4 protein-coding genes are annotated in these 6,817 nt (G+C 59.3%); 2 read left to right on the forward strand and 2 right to left on the reverse strand.

Going from position 1 to position 6,817, the window contains the following annotated elements; genetic code table 11:
• Nucleotides 1–87 precede the first annotated feature (87 nt).
• Both M2103_RS03215 and M2103_RS03220 read left to right on the forward strand, forming a co-directional pair.
• Nucleotides 88–1,359, forward strand: a complete 1,272-nt coding sequence (locus M2103_RS03215; protein ID WP_277508712.1) for a metallophosphoesterase — start codon at nucleotides 88–90, stop codon at nucleotides 1,357–1,359.
• 237 nt (nucleotides 1,360–1,596) lie between these two features.
• The gene (locus M2103_RS03220; protein ID WP_277508713.1) at nucleotides 1,597–2,436 is read left to right on the forward strand and encodes a histidine phosphatase family protein; all 840 of its coding nucleotides are present in this window, start codon (nucleotides 1,597–1,599) and stop codon (nucleotides 2,434–2,436) included.
• Between the two features lie 176 nt (nucleotides 2,437–2,612).
• Here M2103_RS03220 and bamA read toward each other — a convergent pair whose 3' ends face one another.
• Together bamA and dnaB are read right to left on the reverse strand one after the other, a co-directional pair.
• On the reverse strand, nucleotides 2,613–5,042 hold the full coding sequence (gene bamA, locus M2103_RS03225) for an outer membrane protein assembly factor BamA (protein ID WP_277508714.1): 2,430 nt from the start codon (nucleotides 5,040–5,042) through the stop codon (nucleotides 2,613–2,615).
• A complete protein-coding gene (gene dnaB / locus M2103_RS03230) occupies nucleotides 5,011–6,489 on the reverse strand; it encodes a replicative DNA helicase (RefSeq protein ID WP_277508715.1) in 1,479 nt (492 codons plus the stop codon). Before dnaB ends, bamA begins: the two co-directional genes overlap by 32 nt.
• Between the last annotated feature and the right edge of the window lie 328 nt (nucleotides 6,490–6,817).

Genomic DNA, 6,817 nt, shown 5'->3' on the forward strand with positions numbered 1-6,817 from the left:
ATTCACGCAAGAACATGAATATAATGGAGAACGGATGATTACTTGCGCTTGAAGTCCGTGCTCCCCCTGTTAGGAAACATACCCGTCATGCATCGTCGCCAATTCATCCAAACAATCGGACTCACCGGGGCGCTCGCGGCTGCCGGCAAAATTTCCGCCTCCGCCGCCACCGGAGCCGGAACCAAAACAACAACCCCGCCCGGCGACCCCGACACGCTTGTCAATGGAACGCCGGCCGTTTTTGCGCCGACGCCGGACAGCTTTACCGTCACCATCCCGCTTACCGCCGACGCCCTTGTGTGGCTTGAGTATGGCGAGACGGAAAAGCTGGGCTCCACCGTCAGGGGCGATTCGTTCGGCTTCGTCCGGCACGACGACACCGTGGTCAAAATCAAGGTTCGCAACCTGAAACCGGGCACCCGTTATTACTGGCGCGTCGTGACCAGGCCCGCGCTTCCCTACATTGGCAGCCAGAAAGCCGTGCTGCGGGAACCCGTGCCGGAAACCCGGTCGCGAATCTACACAACCAAGACGCTCGCCCCCAACGCGCGCGAAACGCAGTTTTCCGTTTGGAACGACACGCATGACCGCAACGAAACCATTCGCGCCCTTCACGCCGCGCGCCGGGCCGATGACGACTTCATGCTTTGGAACGGCGACATGAGCAACAACGTCAACGACCGCGCGCTCCTGCCCGGGCTGTATGTCTGTCCCCAAGGCGTTGACCTCGCCGAGGGGCCGCCGATTTTTGACACGCGCGGCAACCACGACGTGCGCGGACTCTGGGCCGGCAGGATGTCGGACTACGTGGAATATCCCGACGGCAACCGCCCCTTCTACGCGTTTCGCTCGGGCCCGATGGCCGCCATCGCCCTGGACACCGGGGAGGACAAACCCGACAACCACCGCAGCTACCGGGGAGGCGCCGCCTTCGAGCCGATCATTCGCGAACAAGCCGCGTGGCTGGAGGAAGTCATCCGCCGCCCCGAAATGCGCGACGCGCCCTACCGCGTGGTTTTCTGCCACATCCCGCTGCGCTGGACCGACGAAAGACCGCAGGATTACGAGGGCAAGGGCTTCGACCGCTACAGCCTGCGCGGACGGCTCGCGTGGCAAGGCGCCTTGGTCAAGTGGGGCGCGCAGATCATCATTTCCGGGCACACGCATCGCCACGCGTTGTTGCAGCCAACCGCGGAGTTCCCCTACACGCAGATCACCGGCGGCGGCCCGCAACCGGAACGCGCGACCGTCATCCGCGGCCACGCCGACGCCGGCAAGCTCAAGGTAAGCGTGATCCGAATGCACGACGGCGCGTCGCTCAACGACCTGGAGTTCAAGCCGCTGGCCAGGGTTGCGTGACCGCGTCGCATTGCCCGCGCGCACGCGGCAACACAACAACACACGCGTCCGGTTTTAATTTGCCGGGCGCGGCACCGCTTTGATGCCGCGTTGCAGCGCGCAACAAAGGCTCCAGCCGCGGCTGTGCGAACCCGCAAAACCCGACAAGCATGAAGGGTGCTGCGACTTGAAACCGACCGCGATTTGGGGCGTCTTGGTGACGTTGCCCGCCCGCCCTCCCCTTCACCACAAAATCCGATGCACAAAAAGAACACCGCCCTCCCCTCCTCCGACAACCGCGTCCTTAAACGGATTCTCCGATTTGCGAGCCTGGCCGCCGCATGGCTGCTGCTCGCGGCGGTTTGCGACGCCGCCGGACTGAAAGTATACTACATCCGGCACATTGAATGCGGCCATAACGTGAAAAAGAAATTTGAGAAAAGCGGCATGCCAAAAGACCAATGGCCGGCCTATGTCGGCGACTCGAAGCAATTCACGCCCAAGGGCGCCAAACAAGTCGGCGAAGCCGCGGAAAAACTCAAGGCCCGCCAATTCGATTTTATCGCGTGCAGCCCCGTCTGGCGCTGCCGTCAGACCATTCTCCAATACCTGCGCGAAACAAAGCAGACCGCCGAGATTTGGCCCGAACTCGCCGAGTTCAGCGGCGCGATCATTCCGCTGTTTTTTAAGGGCAGGCTCCCCGAGCCCAACAAGAATTATCTCCGCGGCGAGGCAATCAAACTGCCGGACGACGAAAAGCCTTTCTTCACACTTCGCCAAAATCCGGAGGGCTCGCGTCTTTTCTACTCGCCGAAGAAAAATGGCGACGAGCAGCGCGCCGCCGACACGAAGGCGTCGCTGGAGGCTGTTGTTGCGCTCGTGAAGGAGCGCTTCGGAGGCAAAAAGGGCGAGGGTAAATCCATCCTGCTCTCGGGCCACGGCAACAACGGCAAGGCGCTCCTGAGCGTTTTCCTCAACGAGGCGGACCGCCCGGAAAAGATTCCCCATTCCCCCAATATCGGAATCTGGATGCTCGAACAGCAAGCCGACGGCAGTTTTCAGCTGAAAATCCTGAACGACAAACCTTACGGCAAATAGCGCATCCTTATAAATAGCCCTGTCGTTTTTGGCAGGGCGGTTGTCAGACTGTCTCGAATGCTCGAAACATCGTCACCGGGCGCAAGCGACATCCGCCGTGTTTGGCTCTCGTAATTCCCGGCGCGCTCGGCGGGCACGCCCGACCAAAGTCCCAAAGCCAACACGCGCTGGCGTTATTAGAAACGGGTTCCGAACGAGAAGTTGAACTGGTTGCCGTTGTGGTTCCACTTGTCGGTTGTCAGCGGAATGCCGAAGTCGAGACTGAGCGGCGCGCCGGCAACAAAGAGGCGAAGGCCGAAACCAAAGTTGTCGTTGTAGCTGGACGGATTAAAATCGTAGGACTTTTCATTCACGAAACCGGCGTCGTAGAAGAACGCAAAGCGGACGGGACTCACGATGTCGAAAGAGTATTCAACGCTCAACATGCCATAAGTGTTTCCGCCCATGCTTGAGCCATTTGAATCCTTCGGGCCGACATCGCGATTCTCAAAGCCGCGTAGCGAATAGGGTCCGCCCAAGAAGAAGCGCTGGGCGTATTGGACTTGCGGCGTGTCGCCGAAGCCCTCAACCACGCCGGCGCGGAGAAACACGCCGAGGGATTGTTCCTGCGCGCGGAATATGGGGAAAAATTGAGAGCCGCGGAATTCGAGCGCGTAATAATCCATCGTGCCGCCAAGGGCACCGCCGGCGATGTGGTAGGTGAGCTCTATGCGCCCGCCGTCGGTGGTGTTGATAATCTTGTTGCGGGTGTCGCGAAGGAGCTGGAAGCCAATGCGGGAAATGCGGTCGTTATCGAATATTTTTACGGAGCCATCCGAGTTGCGGACGTAATCGGTTCCATCCTTATTGATGCGGGTGAAGTATTGTTCGTAACCGGAATCGATGTCCTTGTATTCGGCCTCTTCGTAGGTGTAGGAGATCATGCCTTCGAAAAGCTCGAACAGACGCTTGCGAAGCGAGACCTGACCGCCGAGACGCACGTCATCGTAATACGAGTTGTCGTAATTCTGGCTGGTGCGATAGAGCGTGAAGCCGAGGTGGAGTTCCTTTTGCAGGAACCACGGCTCCTCGAAGTTGATCGTGGCTTCCGACGAGCTGGAACCAAGCTGCAGGCGGATGCGGAATTTTTGGCCCGCGCCCTGCCAGAAGGATTTGCGGTTGAAGAGGTCGAAGTTCGACTGGCTGAGCTCGGCGAAAACGACTGCTTTTTCGAGCGAGCTGAAACCGGCGCCGAACTGGAGATTTCCCGTGCGGCCCTCCTGGACGGCGATCTTGAGATTGCGGCGTCCGGGAATGTTTGTGGTTTCGGGGGAAAGATTGGCGTCCTCGAAGAAGCGGGTGTTGTCGAGACGCATTTTGCTGCGCTTCATGCGTATCATGTCGAAAACCTCGCCGGGGCCGAGGTTGAGTTCGCGGATGATGACGATGCCCTTGGTCTTGGTGTTGCCCTCGATTTTAATGGATTCGACAAAGTATTGCTCGCTCTCGTTGATCTGGTATTCGACGTCGATGTTGCCGGTGGCAATGTTCGGTTTGCGAACCATGCGGACGTAGGTCTCAAGGTAGCCGTCCTTGCCGTAGAAGTCCTGGATTGTCTCAACGTCCTGGTCGAGTTTCGACGGGGTGAAGACCATGCCGGGGCGTTGCTGGATAAGAAGCTGGAATAGCGGCGTGGGATAGAGCTTGTTGCCGGAGAATGTGATGTCGCCGATGCGATACTGGCGGCCTTCCTCCACGGCGATGGTGACAATGAGCTTGTTTTCCTCGGGGTAGGCATAGGTGACCTTGCTGGCCGGGATTTCGATATCAAGGAAACCCTGCTCGCGATAGTAGTCGCGGAGCTTGTCGAGGTCGTCCTCAAACTCCTCGTCCTTGAAACGGCCCGATCCGGTGAGCCACGACCACATCCACCAGCGCTTGGTGTCCTTCAACTGGCCGCGAAGGGTTTTGGATTTGATGCTGTTGTTGCCGGTAAACTGAATGTCCTTGATTTTGACGCGATTGCCCTCGCGGATTTTGAAGATGACCGTGCCGTAACCGGTGGCGCGATCGCGCTCGATGTCGTAGCTCACATAAACGCGGTTGTAGCCTTTTTTCTGGTAGTATTCGCGGATTTTGTCGCTGTCGGCCTTCACCTGCCGTTCGTCGAGGGACATGTTTTGGCGGCTCTTGGTCTCCTTCTCAAGAGTGTGGCTCTTGACGTTTTTGTTGCCCTCAAAACGGATTTCCTGAATGCGGTATTTCGGCGTGACCTCGACGATGATGTTGATGACGCGGGTGGGCAGAACCTCGCGCTTGACCTCGATAAACTCAAAGAGCCCGGTGCGGTAGAGCGAGCGGATGTCGTTGTCGATCATCGTCTCGTCGAGCTCAATGCCGGGGCGCACTTGCATGTTGGCGCGAACGAGCTGCTCGTTGATGTTGGCCGTGCCGACGAAGCGGACGGTCACAGTGCCCACGCGATAGGGTTGCGGCGCGGAGGGGGCGAGCCCCGGCGCGGATATGTGCTGCGCGTGCGCGCCCGCCCACGGAGTGATGAGCAGGGCGACAAGGACGAGGAGACGCGTGATCCGTTTAAGGCTCGGGTTGGTTACTATGGTTTTCAAAGCGTGTAATGTTACTGACAAAGCGTAGTTTGATTTCTCCTACCGGCCCGTTTCGTTGCTTGGCAATAATTAAGTCCGCCTCGGGCGCGGCAACCTGGAAGGTTTTGTCCGCGGTCTTGGGACGGGAGAGCATGAGCACAACGTCGGCATCCTGTTCGATGGAGCCGGATTCACGGAGGTCGGAGAGTCGGGGGACGCGTTCATCTTTTTCAGCGGCACGATTAAGCTGACTTAATACAAGAACGGGAACATTTAGTTCCTTCGCAAGCGATTTTAACCCGCGCGACGCCTCGGCAACCTGCTGCTCGCGCGGCACCCGCGAATCGGTGGGGCTGAGAAGCTGCAAATAATCCACCATGATAAACCCGAGCGGCGCCGGCGTGTCCTTGAGGCGGGCGGCGAGGCGGCGCGCCTTGGCGCGCAATTCCATGATGGTGAGCTGGCTCGAGTCGTCGATAAAGATGGGCGCCTTGCTGAGTTCGTCGGCGGTTTGGTGGAGCTGGGAAAACTCCTCGCCGCCGGGCGGGTAAAGGCCGTCGCGAAGTTTTTTTGTGTCCACGCGCGCACGGGAGCACAGAAGGCGCAGCGCGAGTTGCGAGGAGCCCATTTCAAGCGAGAAAATGAGCACGCCCACGCTCTTTCTGTCGTTGCGCGGCGGCGGAAGCGCGGCGGCCTCGGCGAAATTGAGCGCCAGCGAGGTTTTGCCCATCGAGGGGCGCGCCGCGAGAATGATCATTTCCTGCGGCTGGAAACCGTAGGTGAACTTGTCGAGCGAGGTCAGCCCGGAGGAGACGCCCGTGAGCCCGCCCTTGTGCCCGGCCATCTTGGTGATGAGTTCCATCGCCGCGCGCGTGGGACCGGACATCTGCTGCGCCGCGTCGGAAATGCGATCCTGCGTAACGGCAAAAATATCCTTCTCCACATTGTCGATAAACGACTCAAGCGGCCCGGCGTGCGTGTAGCACTCCTCGATGGCATTGGCCGCCACCTTGATGAGCTCGCGGAGCAGGTAAAGCTCGCGGACTTTCTCGATAAAATAAGGGGCCTGCGCGACGGTCGGAATGCGACCGCTGATCTGGGTGAGATAAGCATACCCGCCAACATCCTCAAGCTGGCGGTTGGTCTTGAGCTCCTCGGCAAGCGTGCCGCCCTCAATGGCCACGCCGTTGTTATACATATCGACGAGCCGGTCAAAGATGACCTGGTTTGCCGGGGCGTAAAAAGACTTGGCGGTAATCTTGCCCTCTAGGCAGCGGGCAACGGTGTCGTTTCCGTCGATAAGGCAGCAGGAAAGAAGATATTCCTCCGCCTCGAGGCTGTGCGGCTGGACGCGACCCGTGGTGATTGCCGCGGACGCGGCGGCCGTCTTGCGCGAGCCGCGCGCACGACGAGGCGCGCCCTCGTGGGCGGCATTCTGGTCGGATGCGGATGCGGAATCGTCAGCCATGTTTGAGCAGCAAAGGATTGAGCCAAACCGACGTTCGCCGAAACGCAATGCGGCAATCATAAAACCGCGAAAAAATTATTCGCAAAACTGTTCACACCAATAATCGGCGCGGCCGTTTTTGCGGGGCTCCGGGCACAACAAAGGGCGCGTTTTTGGAACGCGCCCTTGTGGTTGCCGGGTTGTCGCTTTTCTTACCAGGCGCGGCGGTAGCCGAGGCTCAGCGACCAGGGCCGCTCGTAGTCCGAGGCCTTGTTGTATTCATAGTCAAAATACACCTGGCTTCGCTCGTCGATCAGGTAGCCCACTCCCGCCCCGGTCTCAAACCGCC

It is taken from the genome of Ereboglobus sp. PH5-5 (genome assembly GCF_029504805.1).
Lineage (GTDB): Bacteria > Verrucomicrobiota > Verrucomicrobiia > Opitutales > Opitutaceae > Ereboglobus.

Excerpts from the sequence above, each read along its gene's own strand:
- M2103_RS03215 (WP_277508712.1), top strand. The coding sequence starts at position 88 with ATGCATCGTCGCCAATTCATCCAAACAATCGGACTCACCGGGGCGCTC.
- M2103_RS03220 (WP_277508713.1), top strand. The coding sequence starts at position 1,597 with ATGCACAAAAAGAACACCGCCCTCCCCTCCTCCGACAACCGCGTCCTT.
- dnaB (WP_277508715.1), bottom strand. The coding sequence starts at position 6,489 with ATGGCTGACGATTCCGCATCCGCATCCGACCAGAATGCCGCCCACGAG.